Origin of the sequence: Brachybacterium huguangmaarense (genome assembly GCF_025725725.1) — a bacterium.
Lineage (GTDB): Bacteria > Actinomycetota > Actinomycetes > Actinomycetales > Dermabacteraceae > Brachybacterium > Brachybacterium huguangmaarense.
On sequence record NZ_CP107020.1, the window covers coordinates 1,226,442 to 1,252,613 of the forward strand.

General features: G+C 72.1%; 21 protein-coding genes, 2 tRNA genes and 1 pseudogene. 13 read left to right on the forward strand and 11 right to left on the reverse strand.

All coding sequences use genetic code 11. The annotated features are described in order from the left end of the window. Positions 1-18: 18 nt before the first annotated feature. On the forward strand, positions 19-999 hold the full coding sequence (pheA, locus tag BRM3_RS05415; RefSeq protein ID WP_263595069.1) for a prephenate dehydratase: 981 nt from the start codon (positions 19-21) through the stop codon (positions 997-999). 3 nt (positions 1,000-1,002) lie between these two features. On the opposite strand, the gene BRM3_RS05420 is transcribed toward pheA, so the two are convergent. Beyond that, positions 1,003-2,130 (reverse strand): diacylglycerol/lipid kinase family protein, encoded by a 1,128-nt coding sequence (locus BRM3_RS05420; RefSeq protein WP_263595070.1) that lies wholly within the window; start codon positions 2,128-2,130, stop codon positions 1,003-1,005. A gap of 67 nt (positions 2,131-2,197) precedes the next feature. On the opposite strand from BRM3_RS05420, the gene serS reads away from it, so the two are divergent. The 3 genes from serS (at position 2,198) to BRM3_RS05435 (ending at position 5,230) form a co-directional block, all read left to right on the forward strand. Beyond that, positions 2,198-3,463: a serine--tRNA ligase gene (gene serS / locus BRM3_RS05425; RefSeq protein WP_263595071.1), complete on the forward strand. Its 1,266-nt coding sequence runs from the start codon at positions 2,198-2,200 to the stop codon at positions 3,461-3,463. A 164-nt stretch (positions 3,464-3,627) separates the two neighbouring features. Beyond that, the gene (locus BRM3_RS05430; protein WP_263595072.1) at positions 3,628-4,494 is read left to right on the forward strand and encodes an HAD family hydrolase; all 867 of its coding nucleotides are present in this window, start codon (positions 3,628-3,630) and stop codon (positions 4,492-4,494) included. A 43-nt stretch (positions 4,495-4,537) separates the two neighbouring features. Continuing rightward, entirely contained in the window at positions 4,538-5,230 is a 693-nt protein-coding gene (locus BRM3_RS05435) for a nucleoside/nucleotide kinase family protein (protein ID WP_263595073.1), read from the forward strand. A gap of 415 nt (positions 5,231-5,645) precedes the next feature. Here BRM3_RS05435 and BRM3_RS05440 read toward each other — a convergent pair whose 3' ends face one another. From BRM3_RS05440 to BRM3_RS05450, 3 genes are all read right to left on the reverse strand, one after another. After that, entirely contained in the window at positions 5,646-6,581 is a 936-nt protein-coding gene (locus BRM3_RS05440; RefSeq protein WP_263595074.1) for an NAD(P)H-quinone oxidoreductase, read from the reverse strand. 63 nt (positions 6,582-6,644) lie between these two features. Beyond that, entirely contained in the window at positions 6,645-7,946 is a 1,302-nt protein-coding gene (locus tag BRM3_RS05445) for an MFS transporter (protein ID WP_263595075.1), read from the reverse strand. Continuing rightward, positions 7,943-8,593, reverse strand: coding sequence for a GntR family transcriptional regulator (locus tag BRM3_RS05450; RefSeq protein WP_263595076.1), 651 nt, complete (start codon positions 8,591-8,593; stop codon positions 7,943-7,945). The genes BRM3_RS05445 and BRM3_RS05450 overlap by 4 nt, the downstream gene beginning before the upstream one ends. A 302-nt stretch (positions 8,594-8,895) precedes the next feature. Here BRM3_RS05450 and BRM3_RS05455 point away from each other — a divergent pair. The 4 genes from BRM3_RS05455 to BRM3_RS05470 all read left to right on the forward strand — a co-directional run bounded on the left by BRM3_RS05455 (position 8,896) and on the right by BRM3_RS05470 (position 12,357). Further along, positions 8,896-8,983: transfer RNA gene (locus BRM3_RS05455), tRNA-Ser, on the forward strand. A 115-nt stretch (positions 8,984-9,098) separates the two neighbouring features. After that, positions 9,099-10,283 (forward strand): MarP family serine protease, encoded by a 1,185-nt coding sequence (locus BRM3_RS05460; RefSeq protein WP_263595077.1) that lies wholly within the window; start codon positions 9,099-9,101, stop codon positions 10,281-10,283. A 45-nt stretch (positions 10,284-10,328) separates the two neighbouring features. Further along, the gene (locus tag BRM3_RS05465) at positions 10,329-10,649 is read left to right on the forward strand and encodes a nucleotide pyrophosphohydrolase (RefSeq protein ID WP_263595078.1); all 321 of its coding nucleotides are present in this window, start codon (positions 10,329-10,331) and stop codon (positions 10,647-10,649) included. After that, on the forward strand, positions 10,636-12,357 hold the full coding sequence (locus BRM3_RS05470) for a DUF2075 domain-containing protein (protein ID WP_263595079.1): 1,722 nt from the start codon (positions 10,636-10,638) through the stop codon (positions 12,355-12,357). Before BRM3_RS05465 ends, BRM3_RS05470 begins: the two co-directional genes overlap by 14 nt. A gap of 132 nt (positions 12,358-12,489) precedes the next feature. Here BRM3_RS05470 and BRM3_RS05475 read toward each other — a convergent pair whose 3' ends face one another. Genes BRM3_RS05475 through BRM3_RS05490 form a run of 4 tightly spaced genes read right to left on the reverse strand, consistent with a single transcriptional unit; the run spans position 12,490 to position 18,121 of the window. Beyond that, positions 12,490-14,925: a glycoside hydrolase family 31 protein gene (locus BRM3_RS05475; protein ID WP_263595080.1), complete on the reverse strand. Its 2,436-nt coding sequence runs from the start codon at positions 14,923-14,925 to the stop codon at positions 12,490-12,492. Positions 14,926-14,930: 5 nt separating this feature from the next. After that, positions 14,931-15,749 carry a carbohydrate ABC transporter permease gene (locus BRM3_RS05480; RefSeq protein ID WP_263595081.1) on the reverse strand — a complete coding sequence of 273 codons (819 nt, stop codon included), beginning with the start codon at positions 15,747-15,749 and terminating at the stop codon, positions 14,931-14,933. 1 nt (position 15,750) lies between these two features. After that, complete coding sequence (locus tag BRM3_RS05485) at positions 15,751-16,701, reverse strand: carbohydrate ABC transporter permease (RefSeq protein WP_263595082.1); 951 nt, start codon at positions 16,699-16,701, stop codon at positions 15,751-15,753. A gap of 43 nt (positions 16,702-16,744) precedes the next feature. Further along, a complete protein-coding gene (locus BRM3_RS05490; RefSeq protein WP_263595083.1) occupies positions 16,745-18,121 on the reverse strand; it encodes an ABC transporter substrate-binding protein in 1,377 nt (458 codons plus the stop codon). A gap of 160 nt (positions 18,122-18,281) precedes the next feature. Here BRM3_RS05490 and BRM3_RS05495 point away from each other — a divergent pair, with 160 nt between their 5' ends. Both BRM3_RS05495 and BRM3_RS05500 read left to right on the forward strand, forming a co-directional pair. Then, positions 18,282-19,358, forward strand: coding sequence for a LacI family DNA-binding transcriptional regulator (locus BRM3_RS05495; protein WP_263595084.1), 1,077 nt, complete (start codon positions 18,282-18,284; stop codon positions 19,356-19,358). A gap of 104 nt (positions 19,359-19,462) precedes the next feature. Further along, positions 19,463-19,966 (forward strand): FBP domain-containing protein, encoded by a 504-nt coding sequence (locus BRM3_RS05500; protein WP_263595085.1) that lies wholly within the window; start codon positions 19,463-19,465, stop codon positions 19,964-19,966. A 46-nt stretch (positions 19,967-20,012) separates the two neighbouring features. On the opposite strand, the gene BRM3_RS05505 is transcribed toward BRM3_RS05500, so the two are convergent. Continuing rightward, entirely contained in the window at positions 20,013-22,592 is a 2,580-nt protein-coding gene (locus tag BRM3_RS05505) for an excinuclease ABC subunit UvrA (RefSeq protein WP_263595086.1), read from the reverse strand. Between the two features lie 53 nt (positions 22,593-22,645). Beyond that, positions 22,646-24,154, reverse strand: a pseudogene (locus BRM3_RS05510) (protein adenylyltransferase SelO). Positions 24,155-24,256: 102 nt separating this feature from the next. Between BRM3_RS05510 and BRM3_RS05515 the strand changes: the two are divergent. Next, a complete protein-coding gene (locus BRM3_RS05515) occupies positions 24,257-24,967 on the forward strand; it encodes a M50 family metallopeptidase (protein WP_318152442.1) in 711 nt (236 codons plus the stop codon). A 67-nt stretch (positions 24,968-25,034) separates the two neighbouring features. Here BRM3_RS05515 and BRM3_RS05520 read toward each other — a convergent pair whose 3' ends face one another. Beyond that, entirely contained in the window at positions 25,035-25,355 is a 321-nt protein-coding gene (locus BRM3_RS05520; RefSeq protein WP_263595087.1) for a hypothetical protein, read from the reverse strand. A 79-nt stretch (positions 25,356-25,434) separates the two neighbouring features. Between BRM3_RS05520 and BRM3_RS05525 the strand changes: the two genes are divergently transcribed. Together BRM3_RS05525 and BRM3_RS05530 are read left to right on the forward strand one after the other, a co-directional pair. Further along, positions 25,435-25,905 (forward strand): peroxiredoxin, encoded by a 471-nt coding sequence (locus tag BRM3_RS05525; protein WP_263595088.1) that lies wholly within the window; start codon positions 25,435-25,437, stop codon positions 25,903-25,905. A 167-nt stretch (positions 25,906-26,072) separates the two neighbouring features. Beyond that, positions 26,073-26,161: transfer RNA gene (locus tag BRM3_RS05530), tRNA-Ser, on the forward strand. The last annotated feature ends 11 nt before the right edge of the window (positions 26,162-26,172 follow it).

A 26,172-nucleotide genomic window follows, 5' to 3' on the forward strand; every position in this document is an offset into this window, starting at 1 on the left:
CCCGATACGCTGACGGCCATGCAGTACGGATTCCTCGGTCCCGAGACCACGTTCACCCACCAGGCCCTCCTGCAGGCTCTCGCCGCGATGCCGGAGGATGCCGCGGACGACGCCCCCGTGCTGCAGCCCTTCAGCTCCGTCGCGACGGCCACGACCTCCCTCGTCGAGGGCGAGATCGACGCGCTCATGGCGCCCATCGAGAACTCCGTCGAGGGCGGGGTCTCGGGCACCCTCGACATCCTCGCCGCGACCAAGCGCATCACGATCGTCGCCGAGCAGGTGGTCCCCGTGACCTTCGTGCTCGCCGCGCGTCCCGGCACGAGCCTCGCGGACGTACGTGCGGTCGCCTCCCACACCCACGCCCAGGCACAGGTGCAGGGATGGATCCGCGCGCACCTTCCCGACGCCGCCGTCGAGCCCGCTTCCTCGACGGCCGCCGCCGCGCGGGAGCTCGCGCTCGCCGACGTCGAGGACGCGACCGCCGCCTCGCGCGCCGCGATCTGCTCGCCGCTCGCCGCCGAGCACTACGGGCTCGAGGTGCTCGCCGAGGGGATCGAGGACAACCGGGGCGCGCAGACCCGCTTCGTGCTCATTACGCGCAACCACCGCATCCCGCCGCGCACGGGCGCCGACAAGACGACGCTCGTGGTCCATCTCGCCCACAACCGCGCGGGCGCCCTGCTCGAGGCGCTCGAGCTGTTCAACGCCAACGGCGTGAACCTCTCGCGCATCGAGTCCCGGCCCATCGGGGACGCCCTGGGCCGGTACTCCTTCTCGATCGACGTCGAGGGACACCTCGAGGACCGGCGCGTCGCCAACGCGCTGCGCGCCCTGCACCGGGTGTGCCCCGTGATCCTGTTCCTGGGCTCCTACCCGCGCGCCGACGGCATCCGCCCCGACGTCTCGTCGGTCACCGCCGACACGGCCTACGACGAGGCCCACGCCTGGGTCGACGCGCTGAGCGAGATGCTCACCCCGGGCGACGACCCGCAGATCTGAGCCTCAGACGCCCGCGGGCACCCGCATCCGCAGGGCCCCCGGATCGACCTCGGCGTGCATCCGGGTGGCCTCGTCCTCGACGTCGCCGTCGAGCTGGACGGGCTGGGGCCGGGAGGCGACGAGCTCGACCCCGGAGACCAGGTAGCGCTGCATCGACGAGAGCTTGGGCCGGGCGGGCCGCATGCGCGGCGCGACCAGCTGGGTGAGGATCTGGCTCAGCCCGGCCGCGGAGCGCCAGCTCATCGCGAGCACCTCGAGGTGCCCGTTGTCGATCGTCGCGTCGGGCATGAGCACGATGCCGGCGGGCAGCTTGCCGACGTTGCCGATCAGCACCGTGCGCGCCTGGACGGTGCGATGCACGCCGCCGGGCAGCGTGATCTCGACGTTGTGCGAGCGCCCGATGATCTTGCTCGCTCCCGCGAGCACGTACGCGATCCAGCCGATGCGCCGCTTCATGGTGGGACTGGTCGCGCCGATCACCTCGGCGTCGGCGCCGAAGCCGGCCATCACCAGGAAGATCTGGCGTGAGGCGACCTCGATGTCCTGGGGCGTCGAGCCGACGCGCAGCCAGCCCACGTCGATCCGCTTGTCGCGCCCGAGCACCGCCACCTTGAGCGCCCCCTCGACGTCGTCGAGCGGGATCTCGAGGTTGCGGGCCAGCAGGTTGCCCGTGCCCACCGGCAGGATCGCCATCCGGGTCGGGGAGTCGGCGAGGGCCGCGGCGACCATGCGCACGGTCCCGTCGCCGCCCGCCGCGATCACCAGGTCGGCGCCGTCGGCCACGGCCTGCGTGGCCTGCCCGTAGCCGGGGTCCTCCCGCGTGGTCTCGTAGAACCGGGCCTGCGTGCCCTCGTACCGCTCGATCACGGAGTGCACGTAGCGGCGGAAGCCCTCCGGGTCGGCGTGCTTGGACGGGTTCATGACCACGGCGATGTGGGGGATCACGCCCACGGCGCCGTCGGCCTGCTCGTCCTCCGCGAGCTCGCGCCGGGGGAGGTGGTCCAGGCGGTGCCCGAGGTCCGCGACCGCCCGGCGCTCCGCCGCCCGCCCCCGCAGCGCCACGACGCCCAGGACGAACGCGACGACGGCGATCACGAGGGCGCACAGGGCGAGCACGAGCGCGATGTCCATGCGGCGATCGTACCGAGTGCCCGCGGGCCGGATTCGCAGGCGAACGGTTGGTCGGTACCCTGGGGGGATGATCGATCTGCGGCTCCTGCGCGAGAACCCCGACGTCGTCCGTGACGCCCAGAGAGCGCGCCGGCGCGACCCCGCCACCGTCGACGCGGTGCTCGAGGCCGATGCGCGCTGGCGCGAATCCACGGCGGCCTTCGAGTCCGCGCGCGCCGAGCAGAAGGCGCAGGGCAAGAAGGTCGCGCGCGCCACGGGCGAGGAGAAGCAGGAGCTGCTCTCCCAGGTCAAGCAGCTCGCGCTCGACGTCAAGCGGCTCGAGTCCGAGGCCGCGACCGACGCCGCCACCCGGGACGCGGCGCTGCGCGCGATCCCCAACCTTGCCGAGGGCGCCCCGGAGGGCCTCGAGGAGGACTTCGAGGTCCGGGAGATCGTCGGCGACGTGCCCTCGTTCGACTTCGAGGTCAAGGACCACCTCGAGCTCGCCGAGGGCCTGCGCGCGATCGACATGGCGCGCGGGGCCAAGGTCTCCGGCGCCCGCTTCTACTTCCTCACGGGCGTCGGCGCCCAGCTCGAGCTCGCGATCCTCAACGCCGCGATCGACCAGGCCACGCAGGCGGGCTTCACCCCCATGATCACGCCGACCCTCGTGCTGCCCGAGTCGATGGACGGCACCGGATACCTGGGCGAGCATGCCGACGAGGTCTACCACCTCGACAAGGGCGACGACCTCTACCTCGTGGGCACGAGCGAGGTGGCCCTCGCGAGCTACCACCGCGACGAGATCCTCGACCTGTCCGACGGCCCCCTGCGGTACGCGGGCTGGTCGGCGTGCTACCGCCGCGAGGCCGGCAGCTACGGCAAGGACACGCGCGGCATCATCCGCGTCCACCAGTTCCACAAGGTCGAGATGTTCTCGTTCTGCCGCGTCGAGGACTCCTACGCCGAGCATGAGCGGCTGCTCGACTTCGAGCGCCAGATGATGGCGCGCATCGACGTCCCCTACCGGATCATCGACACCGCGGCGGGCGACCTCGGCACGAGCGCCGCCCGCAAGTTCGACTGCGAGGCGTGGCTGCCCAGCCAGGGCACGTACCGCGAGCTCACGTCCACCTCGAACACGACGCAGTTCCAGGCGCGCCGCCTGAACATCCGCGAGCGGGTCGACGGCGCCCTGCGCCCCGTCGCGACCCTCAACGGCACGCTCGGCACGACGCGCTTCATCGTCGCGATCCTCGAGAACCATCAGCTCCCCGACGGCTCGGTCGTCGTGCCCGAGGGCCTGCGCCCGTACCTCGGCGGCCGCGAGGTCTTCGAGCCCGTCGCCCGATGACGGCCCGCGAGGAGGACGCGACCGGGACCGAGGCTCCGCCGGACGGCGCGACGCCGACGGCCGGGCGGGGCGGGCGCGGCGCCGGACGGGTGCGCTCCGCGCTCTCACGTCTGAGCAAGCTCCCGTTCAGGTCCGTGTCACGTCGAGCAGGCACCGTGGACCCCATGAGCACCGCCACCACCACGACCGACGACCCCGAGGTCCTCGAGGCGATCGCCGAGCGCATCGCACCCCTGGCCGACCGCGAGCTGCTGATCGGCCTCGACGTCGACGGCACCCTCGTCGACCACCACGGCATGATGTCCCCGCGCATCTACGAGGCCCTGCGCCGGGCCGCCGAGCGCCACCACGTGGTCATCGCGACCGGCCGCTCGATCGGCGCGACGCTGCCCATCGTGCGCGCCGCGGGCGTGCGCCATGGCTACGCCGTGTGCTCCAACGGCGGGGTCACGCTGCGCATCGACCCGGACGCCCCCGACGGCTTCCGCGTGGACCAGGTGCGCTCCTTCACGCCCGGCAACGCCCTCGCAGCGCTCCGTCGCGCGGCGCCGGGCGCGGGCTTCGCGGTCGAGTCGCCGAGCGGCGCCTTCTACTCGACGGGCCAGTTCCAGGACAGCAGCTTCGGCGTGCGCGCGATCCCGACCGCCTTCGAGGACCTCATCGAGCTCGACGCCGTGCGCGTGGTGGTCCACGATCCGGACCTGACCGCCGCCGAGTTCGGCGAGATCGTGCGCAGCGCCGGCGTGCACGGCGTCGAGTACGCGATCGGCACCACCGCCTGGCTCGACATGGCGGCCCCCGGCGTCTCGAAGGCGACCGGCCTCGAGGCGATCCGCGAGCGCCTGGGGCTGCCCGAGGGGGACTCGGTGGCCATGGGCGACGGCTTCAACGACACCGAGATGCTGCGTTGGGCCGGCGTCGGCGTGGCGATGGGGCAGGCGCTCGACGGCGTGATCGACGCCGCGGACCTGCGCACCTCCACGATCTGGGACGACGGCTCCGCGCTGGTGCTCGAGGCGCTGACGGCCTGAGCACGCCCCGCGGGAGGCCGCGGCCTGCGCGTACGGTGTGCCCATGCCCGCCGACGCCGCCCGCACCCGCCCGACCTGCCGCCCCGCCGCGGCGATGAGCTGGGAGGACGTCGTCGACCGCGCCCGCGCGCTCGCCGCGACGGGTCGCGCCGTGCTCGGGATCGCCGGGCCGCCCGGCGCGGGCAAGACGACGCTCGCCTCCGCCCTCGTCGCGGCCCTCGACCGGGCCGCCCCCGGCTCGGCCGCCCACGTGCCGATGGACGGGTTCCACCTCGCCGACGTCGAGCTGACCCGGCTGGGCCGGCTCGACCGCAAGGGCGCCCCGGACACCTTCGACGCCGACGGCTACCGCGCCCTGCTCGCCCGGCTGGTCGCGCCGCGCGCCGGCGAGATCGTCTACGCGCCCGCCTTCGACCGCGAGCTCGAGCAGCCCGTCGCGGGCTCGATCCCCGTGGGCGGGGCCGTGGACCTGGTCGTGAGCGAGGGCAACTACCTGCTGCTGCCCGGGCCGGGCTGGCGGGCGGCACGGGAGCTGTGCGCCGAGGTGTGGTGGGTCGACGCGGGCCCCGACGAGCGGACCCGGCGTCTCGTGGCACGTCACGAGCGGTTCGGCAAGTCGGCCGCGGCGGCCGAGGTGTGGGTGCGCGACGTCGACGGGGCGAATGCGCGACTCATCGAGACCACGCGTGACGAGGCCGATCTGATCGTGCCGGGCGACCTCGAGCTGCCGGGCTGACGTGGGCGGTGGCGCCGAGGACGTGCCCCGCCGATACCGTCGCCGGTGTCGCGGTGTCCCGGTGTCCCGGTGTCCCGGTGTCCCGGTGTCCCGGTGTCCCGGTGTCCCGGTGTCCCGGTGTCCCTGTGTCCCGGTGTCCCGGTGTCCCCGGGCCCATGGTCGCGGAAGGGACCCTGGTGATGTGCACTGGCAATATCGCCAGTGCACATCACCAGCGTCCCTTCCAGGACGTGAGGCCCGCCTGCACCCGGGTCGGACTCGGCGACACCCGGTACGGGAGCGCCCCTCCTAGCGGGAGCCTCGCATGAGGACCTGATCGCCGCCCCCTACGAGGAGCAGCCCCCTCCCATCGGAGGCCTCTCGTCTCGACGTATGCGACCTGGGAGGCCTCCGGGCCTGCGGCACGCGGTACGCCTCAGCACCCGATGTCGAGCACGACCTTGCCGAGGTGTCCGCCCTGGCGCAGGATCTCGTGGGCCTCGGCGGCGCGCTCGATGGGGACGTGCGCCTGGACGGGCACGCGGATCGTGCCGTCGGCGATCCACGGCCAGACGAGCTCGCGGGTGAGCGCGAGGATGCGCTGCTTGTCCGCGGGAGCTCGGGAGCGCAGGGTGGTGCCGATCACGCGGGCGCGCCGCGCCATGAGCGCGGAGACGTCGAGCTCACCGGTCACCCCGCCGAGAGTGCCGATGATGACGAGCCGGCCGTTCTCGCGCAGCATCGCGACGTTGTCGTTCAGCGCCGGGCCACCCACGACATCGAGAATCACGTCGACGCCGCCCGCCTCGGCGACAGCGGCCGGCACATCAGCGGTGTGCCGGTTCAGGGCCAGGTCGGCGCCCAGGTCACGCGCCGTGGCCGTGGCCTGATCGGAGCCGACCGTCGTGAGCACGCGGGCACCGAGCGCGTGCGCGAGCTGGATCGCGACGGTCCCGATGCCACCCGTGCCGCCGATCACGAGCACGGTCTCCCCGCGGGCGAGCTGGGCCTCGACCACGAGGTTCGAGACCACGGTCGCCGCGACCTCGATGATCGCGGCGGCGTCGGCCAGCGAGACCCCCTCGGGGGCGGGCAGCACCTGGCCCTCGGGGACGGCCACCACCTCGGCGTAGCCGCCGCCCGCGAGGAGCGCCACGACCTCCTCGCCCGTGTCCCGGCGGCGCCCCGAGACCTCCAGGCCGGGCAGCTCGGAGGCGCCGGGCGGCGGCGGGTAGTGCCCGGCGACCTGGGAGAGGTCGGCGCGATTGACACCCGCCGCGACGACGTCCACGAGGATCTCCCCGGGCGTCGGGGTCGGCTCCGGGAGGTCGGTGAGGGTGAGGCGGCGATCGGTGATGGCAAGAGCACGCATGGATCTCACGGTACGCGGCGGTGCTGGGCATCGGCCTGGGCGGGCACCGCTGCGGCCGTCGGGTCAGGCGTGCGTGCCGGGCAGGTGCGCACGCCAGGCGCAGAGCACCTCGATGAGCGTGCCGAGAGCGATCACCGCACCAGCGGTGAACAGGAGCGGATAGCTCACCCAGCTCGAGAGGGCCGCGAGCACGATCGGGACGAAGAAGCCGAGATACGCGATCGAATAGAACACGGCGGTCAGGCCGGCGAGATCCTCGGCCCCGGCGATGCGCTGCACCTCCGACAGGCCCGCGACGAGCGCCAGGCCGTAGCCGCAGCCGAGCACGGCGGCCGCGGCGATGCCGAGCGCGAGACTCAGGACGGCGGCAGCGAGGGCGGCCATCACCACGCCGACGGCGATGATCGCCATCGCGATCACCGAGGCGCGGGCGCTGCGGTGGGTGTCGATGCGGCGCCCGAGAGCTTGGATGCCCACTCCGCACCCGAGGGTCACGACCGTCATCAGGCCTGCGAAGGCGATGGGATACCGGCCCGCGTGCGTGGACAGCAGCGAAGGGAGGATCGCGTACGCGGTCCCCGCGGCCCCGAAGACCCACGGTGCGACCGGGAGGACCACCCGCAGGAAGCGCCGGTGGGCGGCGGAGGGGACCCGCAGCCGGGAGAGGAGGTCGCGGGCCGAGAGGCGTTCGTGCACCGACGCGGGCCTGGTCTCGGGCACCTGGATCAGCCAGACGCCGGTGATCACCGTGATCGCCATGTGCAGGAGGTAGGCGGTGTGCGCCGGCCACGGCGCCCACTGGGCGAGCACGGCCGCCGCTCCGGCCCCGAGCAGGAAGCCGGCGGTGAGCGACAACGCGGCCCGGCGGGCTCCCGCGGCGGGCGGGGCCCCGGCGCCGTCGGACAGCTCCTTGACCCAGGCGCTGCCGATCGCCATCACGAGGCCGAGGGCGATGCCGCACAGCACCCGTCCGATCCCGATGGCGAGCGCGGACTCGCTGCCCACGGCCAGCAGCAGGGAGCCGGCGAAGGAGATGGGGGCCGCCGGCAGGAGCAGGCGGCGTCGTCCGAGCACGTCCGACAGGGGGCCGCCGATCAGGAGGGCGGGGACGATGCCGAGCACGTAGGCCGCCAGCAGCCCGTCGACGACCACGGGGGAGAAGCCCGCGAGGGAGCGGTAGAGCACCAGCAGGGGCGTGAACTCGTTGCCGCCCCAGGCGATCGCCATGACCGAGGCGGCCACGGGCCACCAGGCGCGCGGGTCGAACCGGGCAGGCCCCGGAGCGCCCGTCGTCAGGGCGCCGCTCACCGGGGCGCCGGCGGCGGGGGAGGAGATCGTGGCAGGGGACTCGATGCCGACGCTCACGCGAGGACCTCCCGCGCCATCTCGAGATGGGCTTCGAGGAGGTCGACGTAGCCGTCGGCATCGCCGGCCTCGAGCTGGGCGAGCAGCTCGCGATGCCCGATCGCGAAGCGTGCCGCGTGTGCGGTGTCCCTGGCGAGACCGCCCGCCACGAGACGCTGCTGACGCTCGCGGAGGCTGTGGGCGAAGCCGGCGAGCAACTGGTTCCCGCCGGCAGAGATGACGGTCAGGTGGAAGTCCGCATCACGTCGCGCGTACACCTCCAGATCGCCGTCCGCGATGGCGGATTCCTGGGCGTCCAGCAGGTCGCGCAGCCGCCCGAGCGTGACGTCCCGGCGTCCCGACGGCAGCGCCGCGACGTGGCGGGCGGCATGGGCCTCCACCAGCATCCGGGCGTCGAAGACGTCATCGGCCTCGCCCGGGGCGATGGGAGCGATGAGGACGCCGCGCTTGGGGTGGATCCGCACCAGGGACTCCGCCTGCAGGCGCATGAGCGCCTCGCGGACCGGAGTGCGGCTGACGCCGAGGGCGGCGGCGATCTCGCTCTCGGAGGTCATCTCCCCGCCGGGGAGGGCTCCGGTGAGGATCCGGTTCTTCAGATGCTGATAGACGCGGTCGGGAGCCGACACGGTCGCAGATGTGGACGACATGTATACATGGTGCACCCGCCAGGATGCGCAGGAGGACCTCCCGGCTGCGAGATGTGCCACGTGGCCCCGGGAGGCGCGTGGCACGGAGGGTGGTCCCGCTCGCACCGCGAGGGCGCCGCGTGCCGAGTGTCGTGTGGCGGCACCTGTCGGGACGGACAGGTCTCGTGGGGTGACTCTCGGTTGCTGCTGCTGCTCGGGACGGAGCGCCGGGTCCGGTCGGATACGCTCTGTGCGACGTGCCCGGGAGGGACGACGTGCGCGGGTCGCTCCTGCGCATGGCCGCACCCCCGCGGGAGCGTCGAGGAGGGATGACAGAGCGGCCGAATGTGGTGGTCTTGAAAACCACTGTGCAGTGATCCTGTACCGCGGGTTCGAATCCCGCTCCCTCCGCTCCGACCGGCCCGACCGGCCCGACCGGCTGGCCGGTTCTCAGGCTCTCCGGTCATCATGGGCGCGAGCCGGGTCGAGCGTCCCCGGTCGTGGCCGCCGCAGGAGGGGAGGACGCATGACCCTCGTCGTCGACATCGTGATCGTGCTCATCCTCGCCGGTGCGCTGAGCGCGGGCATCCGCTCGGGCCTCTTCGCGACGCTCGGCACCCTGGTCGGCCTCGCCGCGGGCGCGCTCGCCGCACCGTGGGTGCTCCCCCTCGTGGCCTCCGCCATCACCGACGAACGACTCCGCGGCGTCGCCGTGCTCGGCACCCTCGCCGGGCTCCTGCTGATCGGCGCGATGATCGGCTCGGGCCTCGGCTCGCTGATCCGCCGCGGCGCCGACCGGCTGCGCCTGCGCATCCTCGAACGCGTCCTGGGCGGCGCGCTCGGTCTCGTCGTCGGGCTCGTGGTCGTGTCCCTCGCGGGATCCGGCCTCTCCGCTGCGAGCATCCCGCAGGTCTCCGCCGCGGTCGCCTCCTCGCAGGTGCTGCGGGTCGTCGACGAGGCGACCCCCGTCCCGGTCGACGAGGCCCTCGCCCGGCTGCGCGCGACGCTCGCCGGCGGTATCGCCATGCCCACCATCGACGGCTCGGTCCCGCAGACCGCGCCGAGCGGCGCGCCCGCCCTCGACACCGTCGACCTCGACGACCCCGCCCTCGCCCGCGCGGCGCGCTCGGTCGCGCGGGTATCGGGTGCGGCGACCGGCTGCGGGACCATCTCGAGCGGCTCGGGCTTCGTGGTCGCCGAGGACCGGGTGGTCACCAACGCGCACGTCGTCGCCGGGGTCGAGAACCCGCTCGTGGAGCTGCCCGGCGAGGACGCGCGCGACGGCACGGTCGTCTACTTCGACCCGGTCGACGACCTGGCCGTGATCGCCGTCGACGTGGACGCGGCACCGCTGCCGCTCGACGACTCCCTCGCACCGGGCGACGGCGCCGTGGTGCAGGGCTATCCGTACGGCGGGCCGTTCAGCTCTGCGAGCGCCGTCGTCACCGGCAGCGGGACCACCCTGGTCGACGACATCTACGGGGGTGCGGGAGCCGAGCGCTCCGTGTACTCCCTGCGTGCCCAGATCGTGCCCGGCAACTCCGGCGGCCCGCTCCTCACCTCCGACGGCGGCGTGGCCGGCGTCGTCTTCGCCCGCAGCGAGTCGGACGCGGGCATCGGGTACGCGATGACGACCGCTGAGCTGCTGCCCGTCATCGCCCAGCTCGACCAGGACACCGCCCCGGTCTCCACGGGGGCGTGCGAGGGCTGAGGCCCCCGGCGGCAGGGCTCGTCGGGCCGATGCTACGTTGCAGCCATGCCTGACGACCGCGTGCTCTCCGCCCTCCGCGACCTCGTGCGCGAGCGCGACTGGGCGCAGTTCCACTCCCCGGCGAACCTGGCGAAGTCCGTGGTGATCGAGGCCGGCGAGCTGCTCGAGCACTTCCAGTGGGACGACGACGCCGACCGCGGTGAGGTCGCGGACGAGCTCGCGGACGTCCTGACGTACTGCTACCTGCTGGCCGACGCCCTCGACCTCGACCGCGACGGGATCGTCCTCGACAAGCTCGAACGGACGAAGTCCAAGTACCCCGCCGACAAGGCCCGAGGGGTGAGCACCAAGTATGACCGCCTTTGAGATCGAGGAGCTGTCGTTCACCGCCCGGTCCGTGAGCGATGCCGACGCCAGGCTGCCGCGTTTCTCCAACTGGCCCGTCGTGTACCTCCTCGAGGACGGCCACGACATCTACGTCGGCGAGACCGGCAATGCCACCAACCGGATGCGCCAGCACCTCAAGTCCCCCGCCAAGGAGCATCTGCGCGAGGTGCGCGTGGTCTTCGACGACCGTTTCAACGGCTCCGCCTGCCTCGACCTCGAGTCGTTCCTCATCCGCCTGTTCGGGGGCGACGGGCGTTTCGACGTGCTCAACCGCAACGACGGCATCACCAACCGGGACTACTACCAGCGTGAGGAGTACCTGGAGACCTTCCGGGAGGTGTTCGAGGAGCTGCGGGCGCGCGGCTACTTCGAGCGCTCGATCCCGCAGATCGAGAACACGGACCTCTTCAAGCTCTCGCCCTACAAGGCGCTCAACACCGAGCAGGGCATCGCGGTCCTCGACATCATGGAAGGCCTCGTCGACGACCTGCGGACCCCGGCGCGCACCACCGCCGTGATCCAGGGCGACCCGGGGACGGGCAAGACCATCGTCGGCATCTACCTCATGAAGCTCCTGCGGGACCTCGCCCAGTTCGACCCCACCGACGAGATCGACGGCGACTCGATGTTCTCGGATCTCTTTCTCGAGGGGAGCCGGGAGCTCTTCGAAGGGCTCCGTATCGGCCTCGTCGTGCCGCAGAAGTCGCTCCGGCAGTCCATCGAGGGCGTGTTCCGGCGGGTCCCGGCGCTGCGCGGGACGCCGGTCCTGACGCCCTACGAGGTCGCCGACGCCGAGGAGGACTTCGACATCCTCGTCGTCGACGAGGCCCACCGCCTCACCCAGCGTGCGGCGCAGGCCCACGGCACCCTGACCAAGCGGTACGGCGAGATCACCCGGCGTCTCTTCGGCGAGGACGACTACACGATCAATCAGCTGGACTGGATCCATGCCCGCTCCCGGCACACCGTCCTGCTGCTCGACACCGCGCAGAGCGTCCGCCCGGCCGACATCGAGCCGGCGGTCTTCGATCGTGTGATCGCCCAGGCACGCGACGAGCACCGCCTCTACCCGCTCGATACGCAGATGCGCGTCCGCGGGGGCAGCGCCTATCTGGAGTTCGCCCGGACGCTGCTCTCCGACGAGCCGCCCGAGCACGCTCCCGACCTCGAGGACTACGAGGTGGAGCTGTTCGATGACCTCGGCGCGATGCACGACCGCATCCGAGAGCGCGACGCGGAGACGGGGCTGTCGCGCCTCGTCGCGGGCTATGCGTGGAAGTGGAAGAGCAAGAAGAAGGGCTCGACCGAGGTCGACATCGAGATCGACGGATGCCGTCTGAGGTGGAATGTCTCCGAGGTCGACTGGATCGCGTCGCGCACCGCTCTCGAGGAGGTCGGCTCGATCCACACGGTCCAGGGCTACGACCTGAACTACGCCGGGGTCATCATCGGGCCCGACCTGCGGATCGCCCCGGCGACGGGGAAGCTGGCGGCCGATCGCAAGCACTACTTCGACAGCCGCGGGAAGGCGAACAACAGGATGCGCGGCCAGGTGACGACGGACGAGGACCTGCTGCGCTACATCACCAACGTCTACCGCGTGCTGATGTCCCGGGGCATGCGCGGCACGTACCTGTACGTCGTCGACCCGCTGCTCCGAGAGCGGCTGCGGCGCGTGCTCGGCTGAGGGGCGCCCCCCCGGGCAGGGCTCGCCGCGCCGAGCGCCGCCTGACGGCACATATCGGGTGAGATAGGTGCCGTCAGACGGCGTTCGGCCGGCCGCACCGGTTCGGGCGAGGCGGCGGGCGTGCGGCCGCCCCTACTCGGCGGCGACGAGCTCCTGGATCGCGTCGACGAGCTCCCGGGAGGCCGCGTCGTAGCCGTGCACGACCGGGGCATGGCCTGCCGGTGCCGAGCCGACGGCGGCCCAGGACGCGCCGCCCTGGGCCCCGAAGCCGGTCACGGAGGCCAGCAGCCGCTCCTTGAGCTGGTAGCCCACCTGCGCGGTGCGGAGCAGCTCGGTGACCCGGCCCTCGACGTCGCCCGTGCTCTGTGTGGTCATTCCCGCCGAGGACAGGACCAGGCGCGGGACGTCCTCGGGCAGGTCGAGCCGCACGAGCACGGCATCGTCCTCCGCCTCCGCGTGGCAGCTGCCGTGGGACGAGGTCAGGTCGGCGAACGCGCCGACGTCGAAGCCGAGCAGGCGCACCGTGAGCCCGCGCTCTGGCCCGAACGGCCGCTCGGGCGCCTCGACGGTGAGCGTGCCCGCCGCGACGTCGAGCGCGAACTCGGTGCGGACCCAGACGTCGTCCTCCGGCTCCTCCCACAGGGAGAAGGCGTTGTCGGCGCCCGCGGCCACGAGCACCTCGAGGTCGGGAAGGCGCGAGTCGGCCCACGGGTCGTCGCCGCGGGCCGCGAGCGGGAGGAAGCCGCCGGCCTTGAGCAGCACGGGGATGCTCGCGAGATCGCGGTGCATGCGGACGGTGCGTCCGCCCCGGTACGGCTGGTGGGTGAAGACGTCGATCCAGCGCCCCTCGGGCAGGTAGACGTCCGTCGAGGCCCGGCGCGTGTCGCGCGCCGCGGGCCGCACGATCGGCGCGACGAGCAGCTGGGAGCCGAACGAGTACTGGTCCTGGTGCTCGTAGGCCTCGTCCACGGGGGCGACGAAGTACGTGGGCTCGACGAGCGGACGCCCCTCGTGGTGCGCGCGATGGTTCATCGCGTGCAGATAGGGGAGCATCCGGTGGCGCAGACGCAGGTGCTCGGACATGGTCGCCTCGGCGGCCGTGTCGAAGTTCCACGGCTCCTTGCCGCTGAACGGCGAGTTGCCCGAGTGCAGGCGCATGATCGGCGAGAACACCCCGAACTGCACCCAGCGGGCGGCGAGCTCGTCGTCGCGCACACCCTCCATGTGGCCGCCGATGTCGTGGCTCCACCAGCCGTAGCCGATGTTCGCCCCGGCCGCCGTGAAGCGCGGCTGGAAGGCGAGGGAGTCCCAGCTGATGATCGAGTCTCCCGAGAAGCCCACCGGGTAGCGGTGGCTGCCCGGCCCGGCGTAGCGCGAGAACGTCAGCGGCCGCCGACCCCCGCGCGCGCTGTCCTCGAAGTGCCCGTGGTTGAGCACCCACAGGGGGTCCAGTCCGTCGCGCCGCGAGTACGGCCCGCTCTGCCAGTCGACCCACCAGAAGTCGGTGCCCAGCTCCTCGAGCCCGCGATGCAGGACCTCGAAGTAGGCGTCCATGAACCGCGGATCCGCGGCGTCGAACTCGATCGGCTCCCCGTCGGCCGGACGGCCCAGCGCCCGGCACATGGCCTCGTAGGAGTCCTCGAAGGCACGCACCCCGTCGGCCGGATGCACGTTGAGGGTCACCGCCATCCCGCGCTCGTGCAGCTCGCACTGGAAGCGCGCGGGGTCCGCGAACAGCTCGCGGTTCCACGTGTAGCCCGTCCAGCCCGAGCCGTGCACGGGGTCGATGTCGGTCAGATGCCAGTCCATGTCGACCACGGCCACGGAGAAGGGGATCCGGTGGGACCGGAAGCGGTCCATGAGCTCGAGGTAGGAGGCCTCGGAGTAGCGGTGGAAGCGGGACCACCAGTTGCCGAGCGCGAACCGCGGCAGCAGCGGCTGGGGCCCGCTGATCTCGTAGAGGTCCGCGAGCCCGGCGACATGGTCGCGCCCCTGGGCGAAGACGTAGAGATCCCTCGCGCCCTCGGGCGCCTCGCGGGGCCCGAGGCGGCCGCCGTCGAACACCATCGAGCCGGAGTCGTCGATCACCGCGTAGCCGACCGTCGAGCTGATGCCGGGCTCGAGCGGGATCGCGCCGTCCGCCTCGTCGAGGGTACGGGCGGCCCCGCCGAGGTTGCCGTCGAGAGCACGCACCGGAGCGCCCCGGCGTCTGCCCTCGCGGTGCGCCGGGAGCGAGAGGTCCTGCCTGTAGCGCCACACCGAGTGGTACGCCGAGACGCCACCGCCCACCTGCAGCTGGAGCCCGTTGGTGCTGAAGGGCCCCTCGTCGTACTCGAGCCGGTAGGCGTCGGTGACGACGTGGAGGCGGCCATGGGCGCGGTGGACCCGCACGCCCTCGCGCTGGACGGGGCGCTGCGTCGCGAACACCGAGGGGCGGTCCTCGAAGCGGCCCGTGGTGGACCACTCGAGGCGCACCACGCGGGGGGTCAGCGGCGTGATCCGGTAGTTCTCGCCCTGGACGGAGCCGTCCGCGGCGCGGGCCACGGCGGCGGCAGCTGTCTCGGTCACGGCCCTCACCCCTTGACCGCGGCGCTCGCCGCACCGGCGATGAAGCGCCGCTGGAAGACGAGATAGACGACGAGGACCGGCAGGATCGACAGGGTGGTGGCCGCGAACAGCCCTCCGAAGTCCGTCGAGTAGCGGCCGCTGAAGGTGGTCAGGCCGACCGCGAGCACCTGCTTGGAGTCGTCCTCGATCATGAGGTACGGCCACAGGTAGTCCTCCCAGACCCACAGGAACTGGAAGATCGCGAGCGCGCTGATCGAGTTCGTGCTCATCGGCAGCACGATCCGATGGAAGATGTAGAGCTCCGAGGCGCCGTCCATGCGGGCGGCCTCGAGGATCTCGTCGGGGATGCCGTCCATCGACTGCTTCATCATGAAGATGCCGAATCCCGAGAAGATCACCGGGATGATGATCGACAGCCACGAGCCCTTGAGGCCCACCTCGGAGAACATCGTGTAGCGCGGGATGATCGTGACCGCCCACGGGATCATCATGGTGGCGAGGATGAACCCGAACAGGGCACCCCGGCCGCGGAAGACGTACTTGCCCAGCACGAAGCCCGCGAGCACGCTCGTGTAGATCGAGATCGCCGTGATCGTGACGGACAGGAACACCGAGTTCCCGAAGAGCCGGATGAAGTCGAAGTTCTGCTGGATGTTCAGGAAGTTGTCGAACGTCCATTCACGGGGCAGGAAGGTCTGGTCGAGCGCGCGGATCTCGCTGTTGGGCTTGAAGGCGCTCAGCACCATCCACACGAACGGGAAGACCGTGATGACCCCGATCGCGAGAAGGCCGACGTGGAGCACGGCGGACTGGAACCGGCGCATGTCACACCGCCTTCCGGCCGGAGCGGACGCGACGGGGGCGGGCCCCGGTGCGGGTGCCGATCCCGGTGACCCAGAAGGACAGGATCGTGAGCACCGCGGTCGCCAGGAACAGGGCGAACGCGATCGCGGAGGCGTAGCCGAAGTTGTACTTGACGAACGCCTCGTCGTAGATCAGGTACGAGAGCAGGTAGGTCTTGAACCCGGGCCCGCCCTTGGTCAGCACGAGCACCTGGATGAAGGTCTGCAGATACGAGATCAGCGAGGTGATGACGACGAAGATCATCATCGGCCGCAGCAACGGGAGCGTCACGTGCACGAAGCGCTTCCATGCGCCCGCGCCGTCGACCTGGGCCGCCTCCATGACGTCCTCGGGCAGGGAGTAGAGCCCCGCCAGGAACAGGATGACGGCGTAGCCGAAGTCCTTCCAGATCGTCATCAGCATGATCGCCGGCAGCGCCCAGTGGCTGTCGAACAGCCAGTTCACGTCGGTGCCCAGGAAGGAGTTGACGGCCCCGACCTGCGGGTCGTACATCATCTTCCACACGTAGGCGACGGCCACGAGCGGGGTCACGGTCGGCATGTAGAACAGGGCCCGGAAGAACGTCTTGAACCGGGTCATGCGCGAGAAGATCGCGAGCGCGAGGGCGAGCCCGAGGACCACCCGGGCGGCGATCACCACGAGCCCGAACACGGTCGTGTTGACCACCGAGGTGACCAGGCGCGGGTCGGCGAACATGCGCGTGTAGTTGTCGATCCCGACGGGGTCGAACCGGCCGTTCAGCGGGTTCCAGTCGTGGAAGCTGCCCGTGAGCGCGATCGCGACGGGCACGACGAGCAGGACGAGGTTGAAGACGATGAGCAGGATGACCACGGAGTTGCGGATCCCGCGCTCGCCCTTGTAGACGATCCGACGCTTGGCGGGGCGCGTGCGCCCCATGGCAAGGGAGTTCATGGTGGCTCCAGACGGGCCCGGCGCGCGGCCGGGCCCGTTCCGATCAGTGGGAGGGCTGGTAGAACGCGTACTTGTCCTCGACGGCGGCGAAGTCCGCGGAGGTGAGGTCCTTCTCGATGCCCGCCTGGGCGGCCTTCATCGCGTCGTCGGGGCTCGTGCCGTTGAAGAGGATGTCCTGCCACATCGTCTTGGCGTTCTCCTCGATGGTCGCGGGCATCGGCCCGGGCCAGATGTAGTGCTCGATGCCGTCGGCGAGCGACGACAGCTGGGGGTCGGCCGTGATGTCGGCGTCCTCGGCGAGCGGCTTGTACATCGGGAAGACGTGGTAGTTCAGGCAGAGCGCCTTCAGGTTCTCCTCGCTCGTGAGGTAGAACTTCAGGAAGTCCTGGGCGACCGCCTTGGCGGCGTCGTCGGCGTTCTTGTTGATGCCGAGGGTGGACTCGCCGTTGTAGCGGTCGAAGGCGTACGGCTGCTGCCCGGCCTCCGGCACCGGCGTGCGGAAGGTGTTGTACTTCGCGTCCGGGAAGTCCTGGGCGAGCGTGCCGCCCAGGTGGGTCCACGAGTAGACCATCGCGGACTGGCCCTGGCCGAAGGACTCGCCCGAGTCGTTGCCGAAGTCTTTCGAGCCGACCTTGTCGGTGTCGTAGAACCCGGTGAACATCGCGATCAGGTCGCTCATCGCGTCCGACGCGAAGGTCGGGGTCTTCTGGTCCTCGGCGAAGAGGTTCTGGCCGTGCTGGTAGGGCAGGCCCGGCGTGAAGGCGTTGAACTGGCTGTTGAAGTTGAAGCCCGCCTGCGTGATCGTGTCGCCCTCAGCGACCGTGAGCTTCGTGGCCACCTCGCGCAGCTGGTCCCAGGTCTGGGGGATGTCGGCGTCGCCGAGGCCCGCCTTCTCCCACAGCTCGGTGTTGTAGTAGATGACCCCGCTCATGAGCCCGTAGTCGGTGTAGTAGAGCTTGCCGTCGATCACGTGGGCGTCGGCGCCCGTGTAGTCGGCCGAGAGCTGCTCGAGATCGACGTTGTACGGCTCGAGGTACGGGAAGAGGTTGGCGTGGTAGCTGTTGTGGATGTTGAAGATGGCGGGGTTGCCGCCGTCCTTGAGCGCGAGGGGGAGCTTCGTCCAGTAGTCCTCCCACGGCTGCTTGACGACCTTGATCTTCACGTTGGTGTGGATCGCGGAATACGCCTCAGCGAACTTCCCGAAGATCGTGTCGCCGTCCCACAGCCACCACTCGAGCGTGATCGGCTCGCCGTCGTTGACGAGGTGGTTGGGGTCGTACGTGAGGGTCTTGCCCTGCACCGGGTGACCGCTCGGCGCGGACTCCATCTTCTCGGGCCCGTCGCTCGAGCACGCCGTGAGGGAGGCCGCGCCGGCCAGGCCGATCGCGGAGGCTGAGAGGAATGAGCGTCGACTGAACATGATCCACCGTCCTTGCCAGAGAGTTCAGCGCCCGGGGATGCCAGGCTGGTCCAGCGTCCGCCATCCCGAGTGGCGAGGTTTAACGCTAAACTGAAGGTAACGTAGCCCATACGGTGGCGATGTACAAGAAATCGGCGCCTACTCGCTCGAGGAGGCCCGGATGACGACGCTCGCCGATGTCGCGAAGGCCGCCGGTGTCAGCACGATGACCGTGTCGAACGTGCTCGCGGGACGCTCGAGCAAGGTCTCGGCGACGACCGCCGCGCGCGTGCTCGAAGCGGTCGCGGCGACCGGCTACGTGCCCAGCGGGGCCGCCCGGTCGCTCTCGGGCCGCCGTTCCCGCATCGTGGCGCTCGTGATCAACGGCCACGGCGAGGTCATGACCTCCACGCACGACGCCCGCTACGTGGGCGAGCTCGCCCTCGCGCTCCAGAACCGCGGGTACTTCTCGATGCTCGTGACCGCGACGGACCTCGGCGAGACCGTCGCGAGCCTGAAGTCCTGGAACGTCGACGGGGCAATCCTCATCAACACGATGGCGATGGAGATCGACGAGCTGCGCGAGGCGCACGACGTGCCCATGCTGTTCTCGGACAACTACTCCGAGGATCCGACGATCCTGACGGTGCGCGCGGACGACGCGGCCGGCGGCAGGCTCGCGGCCGAACACCTCCTCGAGCGCGGGCACCGCGAGGCCACGTTCATCGGGCCGGTGCACTACAGCGTGAGCGTCGACGACGAGCGCTGGCGCGGATTCCGGGGGCCCTTCGAGCGGGCCGGGCTTCGCGCCCCCGACGCGATCCAGGTCGCGACCACGAACGTGGTCTCGGGGATCGCGCTGGCCGAGCAGCTCGTCCGGGAGGACAGGGTCCCCGCCGCCGCCCTGTGCTCGGCCGACGACCTGGCGGCCGGCTTCCTGATCGGGCTCACCCGAGCAGGCATCCGCGTGCCCGAGGACGTGTCGCTCATCGGCTACGACGGCTTCGACATCAGCCGGGTGACGGCGCCCGGCCTCACCACGATCGCCCAGGACATCGGCGCCAAGGCCGCGCGGAGCGTCGACTCCCTGCTCGCGGCGATCACCGGAGCGGCCGAGCCGGACCGCGCCGCGCCGCTCTCGGTCTCGCTCGTGGAGCGCGAGTCCGTGCGCCGCGTCGGGCCGGCGCTCGCTGTGCCGGGCTCCGGCGGCGCACCGAGCGGAACGGCCGATGACGGGCCCGGCCCGGCTGTCGCCTGACGGCACGCATCGGGAGCCCCGGGTGCCGCACGCGGGCGCTGCGCCGGACCGGCGGCCGGGAAATCCATGCGACGCCGCCGTGCCGACGGTCTACCGTGGTGCCAATGAGACCGCTCAGCGAGGACCAGATCCGCGACTCGTTCATCAACACCACGGTGCGTGAGGCACGTCAGGTCACGGTGCCCGACCTCGACGCCGTGCGCTGGGACGATGTCGAGTACCTCGGATGGCGCGACCCCAAGCGCGACCTGCTCTCCTACGTCGTGCTCGAGCTCGACGACGAGGCCGTCGGCATCATGCTGCGCACCCAGCCGCCCAGCCCACACCGGCGCAAGATGATGTGCGCGTGGTGCCAGGACGTCACGATCGCCGACCCGGCCGTGCTCTACGTGGCTCGCCGGGCAGGGGCGCCGGGCCGCAAGGGCGGCACCATCGGCACCGCGATCTGTGCGGGCTTCCGCTGCTCGGCCAACGTGCGCCGGGCGCCGTCGCTGACCGAGATGAGCGGCGGCTCCGACGAGGAGAAGCAGTACTGGATCGACCTGCGTATCCAGGAGCTCCGGGACCGTTCGGCGTCGTTCGTGCGCGAGGTCGCGCGGACGGCGTGACGGCCCTGCCCCGCGGAACGTCGCACACCGGCCAGGGCGCTGCCGCTCAGCTCCGGTCCAGGTGGCGCGCGAGATAGGTGCCGGTCGAGGACTCCGTCGCGGCGCTCACTTGCTCGGGCGTGCCGGTGGCCACGATCCGGCCTCCCGCCTCGCCGCCGCCGGGTCCCATGTCGATGATCCAGTCGGCGTCGGCGATCATGTCGAGGTCGTGCTCGATGACGACGAGGGTCGCGCCGTGGTCGACGAGCCGGTCGAGCACACGCAGCAGGGTGCGCACGTCGAGCGGGTGCAGCCCCACGCTGGGCTCGTCGAACACGAACACGGAGTCGGTCTGCGTGCGATCGACCTGCCCGGCGAGCTTGAGCCGCTGGGCCTCGCCGCCCGAGAGCGCGGGCGTGTCCTCGCCGAGCGTCAGGTAGCCGAGCCCGAGGTCGACGAGCGTCGTGAGCCGGCGGCGCACGGGCGGGATGTCTCCCACCAGGTCGATCGCCTCGCTCACGGTCGTGCCCATCAGCTCCGGCAGGGAGACCCCGCGACCCTCCGCGTCGTCGTGGGGCCCGCCCTCCTGCGCCTCCTCGCCCGCGCCGTCGTGCTCCGCGGAGCGCCCGGGCACCGCGCGGCGGATCTCGTCGGCCTCGGGCGCATAGCGCCGGCCGTCGCACTCGGGGCAGTCGATGTCGATGTCGGGCAGGAACTGCACGTCGAGCGACACGCGGCCCGTCCCCTCGCAGCGAGGGCAGCGCAGCGAGCCGGTGTTGTAGGAGAAGTCGCCGAGCGTGAGCCCGCGCGCGACGGCCTCGTCGGTGCGGGCGAAGGCGCGTCGCAGGTCGTCGAGCACACCGGAGTAGGTGGCGACGGTCGAGCGCACGTTGACGCCGATCGGCGTCGCGTCGATCTGGTGGATCCGGGCGATGCCGTCGGCCTCGAGCGAGGCCACGTGCGACGGCAGGCCACGGTCCTCGACCGCGGCCCGGACCGCCGGGACGAGCGACTCGAGCACCATCGTCGTCTTGCCCGAGCCGGACACGCCGGTCACCGCGGTCAGGCGGCCGCGCGGGATCTCCACGTCGAGCGCGCGGACGGTGTGCAGCGGCGCTGTCCGCAGCCGGATCGTGCCGGAGGCGAACACGTCGTCGGCCTCCGCGCGACGGCGTGCCGCGACCTGCTCGGCACCCGACAGGAACGGTCCGAGCCGCGATGCCGGGTCGGCCGCGACGTGCGCGACCTCGCCCTGGGCGATCACGGTGCCGCCGTCGCGGCCGGAGCCGGGCCCGATCTCGATCAGATGGTCGGCCTCGCGGAGCACCTGCACGTCGTGGTCCACGAGCAGCACGGAGTTGCCGTCGCCCAGCAGGTCGCCCACGAGCTCGAGCAGGCCGTCGATGTTGGAGGGGTGCAGGCCGATGCTCGGCTCGTCCAGCACGTACAGCACGCCCGTCGTGCGGTTGCGCACGGCACGCGCGAGCTGGACGCGCTGGCGCTCGCCGGTCGAGAGCGTCGAGCCGGCGCGGTCGAGGCTCAGGTACCCGAGGCCCAGGTGCACGAGGCGCGCGGCCATCTGCGTGAACTGGTCCACGAGCCCGCGCGCCATCGGATGCATGGGCTCGGGCAGCGGGTCGGTGATCGTCCGCGCCCACGCGATCACGTCGTCGAGGGTCTTGGCGGTCGCGTCCGCGAGGGTGATCCCGTCGATCTCGGGGCGGCGCGCGGCCTCCGACAGGCGGCTGCCGTGGCAGTCGGGGCACGTGCGCTCGCTCAGGAAGCGGCTCACCCGTGCGAGGCGCTTCTCGTCCTTGGCACGCCGCAGCTCCTCGGTGACGGTCAGACGGGCGTTGCGGAAGGTGAAGTCGAGGTCGTGCACGCCCTTCTTCGAGGTGACGGTGATGTGCTTCTTCTCGGCCGGCCCGCCGAGCACGATCTCCCGCTCATGGGCGGTCAGGTCGCGCCAGGGCACGTCGGTGCGCACCCCGAACTCGCGCACGATGTCGGGCTGCACGTTGAAGCCGAACATGTTCCAGGGCACGACGGCCCCGCCGTCGAGCGTCTTGGACGGGTCGGGGACGAGCGAGGCGTCGTCGACGTCGCGCACGATCCCGGTGCCCTCGCACCGGGGGCACGCTCCCTCGGAGTTGAAGGCGAGCGCCTCCGCCCCGGGCGCGTGCACCTCGGCCCCGCACGTCGGACACGTGAACGGCACCTCCGCGGCGACGTCGATCGTCGGGGGCACCCGATGCCCGTTCGGGCACACGTGCGAGGCCAGGCGGGAGAACATCAGCCGCAGCACGTTCAGCAGCTCCGTCGAGGTGCCGAAGGTCGAGCGCACCCCGGGCACGCCCGGCCGCTGGCGCAGCGCGAGCGCCGCGGGCACGTGGGTCACGGCGTCCACGTCGGCGCGCGGGGCCTGGGCCATGCGCCGCCGTGTGTAGGTCGACAGGGCCTCGACGTAGCGGCGCGACCCCTCGGCGTACAGCACCCCCATCGCGAGCGACGACTTGCCGGAGCCGGACACGCCGGCGATCCCGACCAGGCGGTTCAGGGGGACGTCGACGTCGATGTCCCGGAGGTTGTGCACGCGGGCGCCGCGCACGGACACATGATCGGGCTGGGGGCGGTCGGCGGGAGGCACGCGCCCACCGTAGCCCGCAGGGGCGACAGCCGGCCGAGCAGGGCCGGGACCGTTCACGTGCCGCAGAAGGTGACGAAGGGCGCCCCGGGCTCCGCCCCGGGCCCCTCGAGCTCCTCGAGCCCCTCACGGCGGGTGAACGGCGAGGTGACGGCCTCGAGCAGCCGCTCGTACGGCGCCAGGTCCCCGAGCTCCGCGGCGCGCAGAGCCGCCTCGAGATGGTGGTTGCGGGGGATGTAGACGGGGTTGGCGGCGGCCATGCGGGCGCGCGCCGTCGCGGCCCGCTCGCCGTGCCCGGCGAGGTCCGCACGACGCTCGTCCCACGCGGCGAAGGCCGCGCGGGCCTCGCCCGGCAGCAGCTCGGACGTCCGGTCCTCGGTGAGCGCGCGGAAGAACCCCGTGTGGTCGACGCGGTGGCGCTCGAGCAGGTGCAGCGCGTCCTCGGCGAGCGAGCGCGCGGGGGCGAGATCCTCGTCCGAGCCGCCGTCTGCGAGCGGCACGCCCAGGCGCGCGGCCATGCTCTGGGTCCACGTGCGCACGTAGGCCGGCTCGAAGCCGCCGAGCACCTCGGTCGCAGCGGCGACCGCCGTCTCCGGGTCCTCGTCGATCACGGGCAGGAGCGCCTCGGCGAAGCGCGCGAGGTTCCACAGCGCGATCGCCCCCTGGCGGCCGTAGGCGTACCGGCCCTGGGCGTCGATCGAGCTGAAGCACGCCGACGGCGAGAAGACGTCGAGGAATGCGCACGGCCCGTAGTCGATCGTCTCCCCGGAGATCGCCATGTTGTCGGTGTTCATGACCCCGTGCACGAAGCCGACGCTCATCCAGCGGGCCACGAGCTCGGCCTGCGCTCGCGTCACGCAGCGCAGCAGGGCGAGGGGCTCGTCGGCCTCCTCGCGTGCCGCGGGCCAGTGCCGGTCGATCGCCCAGCGGGTCAGGGACCGCAGCAGGTCGGGGCCGCCGTGCCACGCCGCGTACTCGAAGGTGCCCACGCGCACATGGCTCGCGGCGACCCGCGTGAGCATCGCGCCGGGCTAGGGCACGGGCCCGCGGCGGAGCACGCCCGCTCCTGTCGCGGTGACCGCGAGCGCGCGCGTGGTCGGGATCCCGAGGGCGTGCATGGCCTCGCCCACGAGGTGCTCGCGCAGCATCGGACCGAGCGGCGCCCTGCCGTCGCCGGCACGCGCGAACGGCGTCGGCCCCGACCCCTTGAGGTGCAGGTCCCGCCGCCGCCCACGGGCATCGACGAGGTCGCCGAGCAGCACGGCGCGGCCGTCGCCCAGCAGCGGGTTGGGCCGGCCGAACTGGTGGCCCGCGTAGACCTGGGCCGTGGTGAAGGGATGGGAGACCTCGCGCGCGCCGGGGCGGCCCTCGGCGTCGAGACCGCCGGTCAGCAGTGCGAGCCCCTCGGGCCCCCGCAGCCAGGCGCGGTCGTAGCCGAGCTCGCGGGCGAGCTCCTCGTTGAGCACGACGAGTCGCGGCTCCGGCGGCGCCTCGGCGGCCTGGGGGATCGACAGCTCGGGGATCGCCGCGGCGTAGCTCTGGTGCAGACGGGGGATCGTCGTCATCTGCTCTCCTCTCGTCCAGCACCTCTCGTCCGGCATGGGCCGCTCCCCACGCTACCGGGCGCCTCCAGCGCCGCCCCAGCGCTCCGTGCCACCATCGTCGACGTGAGTCTGGAGACCCTGCGCCACGCGATCGGCGAGCGCATCGTGCCGACGGCCGACCCCGCGGCCGGCTGGTGGACCCTGCTCGCCGTCGCGGTCGCCCTCGTTCTCGTGGCCGTGCCGGCCGCGTGGAGGCCGGCACGGCTCGCGGTCACGATCGTGCACGAGCTCGGGCACGCCGTCGTCGGGATCCTGGTCGGCCGCCGCTTCACCGGATTCGTGGTGAGCGCCGACATGTCGGGGCATGCCGTCACGGTGGGACGCAGCCGCGGTTTCGGCCGCGTCGTGTCGACGTGGGCGGGCTACCCGGCGCCCGCGGTCGTGGGCGCGGTGCTGACTCACATCGCCTTCGGCGGCTTCTCGCGCACGACGCTGTTCGCCGACCTCGTGATCCTGGTGGTGTCGCTCGTCTTCGTGCGCTCGGCCCACACGCTCGCGACCGTGCTCGTCGCCGTCGTGGCGATCGGCGCCCTGTGGTGGTGGGGGAGCGCGGCGCTCGCCGCGGCGGTCGTGCTCGGCGCGGGCGTGTTCCTGCTGCTCGGCGCGTGGCGCCACTTCGGCGCCGTCATGGCTCACGGGCGACGCCAGGACGACCCCCAGCAGCTCGCCCAGCTCACGGGCGTCCCCACCGCGGTGTGGGTCGCAAGCTACGTGCTCGTGCTCGCCGCCTGCACGTGGTGGGGGTGGCGGGCGCTCGCCCCGCACGTGCTGTGACAACCGTGGGGACGGAGGTCGGGGGCAGGTGGCGCCGGCCCCGACGATGCGGGCCCGGCGGAGCGGCTCAGGCCTGCTGTGAGCTCCCGGCCTCGGCGATCTGCCGCTCGCGCGCCTCGAGGAGGTAGGTCGCGATCGACGACGCACGATCGGCGTCGACGGCCCCGTCGGCGAGCAGCATCACCTCGGCGGCGACCTCGATCTCGTCGTCCTCGCCGGCCACGATGAACGCCCACGCGCCGTCGCGGACGGGCTGCTCGTGCGCCGCATCGATCAGCCGCGAGGGGATCTGCAGACCCTCGGGCTGGGCGCCGGGCACGCGCGGCGCGTCGTCGCGGTCGTCGGCGGGGTGGAACTCGTGGGCACTCGGCGTCTCGAAGCTCGTCATACCCCCACAGTAGGGTGGCGGGCGTCCGCGCGTCATGCCGACGCGAGGGCCCGCCGACCGCCTGAGCGCAAGGAGACCGATGTCCGACGTGAAGCTCGCCGTGGGGGACCGCGCCCCGGACTTCGACCTGCCCGCCGCGGGCGGCGGCCGCATCGGCCTCGAGGACCTGCGCGGGGCGCCGGCCGTGATCTGGTTCTACCCGGCGGCGGGCACGAGCCTGTGCACGAAGCAGGCGTGCGGGCTGCGTGACGACTACGCGCTGTTCGCCGACGCCGGCTACCGCATCCTGGGGATCTCCCCGGACCCGGTGCCCGACCTCGAGCGGTTCATCGCGGACCAGCAGCTGCCCTACGACCTCGCGTCCGACCCCTCCCACGAGACCATGGCCGCGTACGGCGCCTGGGGCACCAAGAACATGTACGGCCGACTCGTCGAGGGCACGATCCGCTCGACCCTCGCGATCGACGCCGACGGCGTCCTCACCCTCGTGAAGTACCGCGTGGGCACGCCCACGCACATCGCCCTGCTGCGCGACCGCCTGGGGCTGTGAGACGGCCCGGACGGGGCTGCCGGCCGGCGTCGCGCAGGTGCGGGCGACGTGCTCGCGTGACCTCCGTCCGGTCCTTTTGTGCGACCCGGCGCCCTCCGGTAGTCTGGCCGCCGTTGCGCGCACGCAAGCGATTGCGCCCGCACAGCACACCATGCGCACGCGCATGAGGAGACGTGGCAGAGCGGCCGAATGCGCTCCCCTGCTAAGGGAGTAGGCGACCAAAATCGCCTCGGAGGTTCAAATCCTCTCGTCTCCGCATCGACCTGA